The organism is Bowmanella yangjiangensis, from assembly GCF_017255015.1.
GTDB classification, from domain to species: Bacteria; Pseudomonadota; Gammaproteobacteria; order Enterobacterales; family Alteromonadaceae; genus Bowmanella; species Bowmanella yangjiangensis.
On record NZ_JAFKCS010000395.1, the window covers coordinates 1 to 727 of the forward strand.

Annotated in this window: 2 protein-coding genes; both read left to right on the forward strand. The window is 64.8% G+C overall.

Going from position 1 to position 727, the window contains the following annotated elements:
* Positions 1 to 239: 239 nt before the first annotated feature.
* Positions 240 to 440, forward strand: coding sequence for a hypothetical protein (locus J0A65_RS24775; RefSeq protein WP_206596897.1), 201 nt, complete (start codon positions 240 to 242; stop codon positions 438 to 440).
* Between the two features lie 87 nt (positions 441 to 527).
* Positions 528 to 727: hypothetical protein (locus tag J0A65_RS24780; RefSeq protein ID WP_206596898.1), on the forward strand; the 200-nt coding region annotated here is incomplete at its 3' end.

The window sequence follows — 727 nt, forward strand, 5'->3', positions numbered from 1 at the left end:
CGAGGAAATGAGCCGCTCGGTCGTCGGCATCCGCGACGTCACCGAGCAGACCGTTGGCCAGACGCTGGAATCGGCAGCCACCAGTCAGCAACTGGCCACATTGGCGGCCCAGCTCAACCAGGCGATCCGCCAGCTCAAGCTGTAGGGTCGCTGGAGGCTATGCCGGTCATAGCCAGAAACGATTCGTCGCCCGTGCCGGTGCGCTCATAGACTGGTTGCAACCCTCCGAGGAATGCAACATGAGCGCCCTTCTGCTTGACCCGTACAGCACCGCCCGCGCCATTCAGCAATTGGCGGCGTGCCTGCTGCTGCTCGCCGTGGCCCTGCTGGTGACGGCCGCCTGCCAGCCCAGCGCGCTGGCCCTGGTCCTGGCCGGCATCGGCCTGCGCGCCGCCTTCGTCCTGCGTCGCCATGCCGGCGCGAGCCACGCAACGCCCTGAATCCGCGCGCCTCCGTTCGTCGGGCCAATTCAGGCGCCCAGGCTAAACCACGATAGCATCGACAATATATTGACCGATGGCAGCCGTATGTCGATGTCACGACATTTTATTGTCATGTATTGCGTGACGTTTTTCTGTCTGACCGCGGTCAAGGCGGAGCCCGTTCCCTATCCGCAGGACCGGACGGCGCTGCGCCTGTACCTGGCCGACGGCCGCCAGCAGAGTTTCACCCTGCACCAGTTGCAGCGTTTCCCGCAAAGCACGATCCGCCTGCGTGACGCCACGGG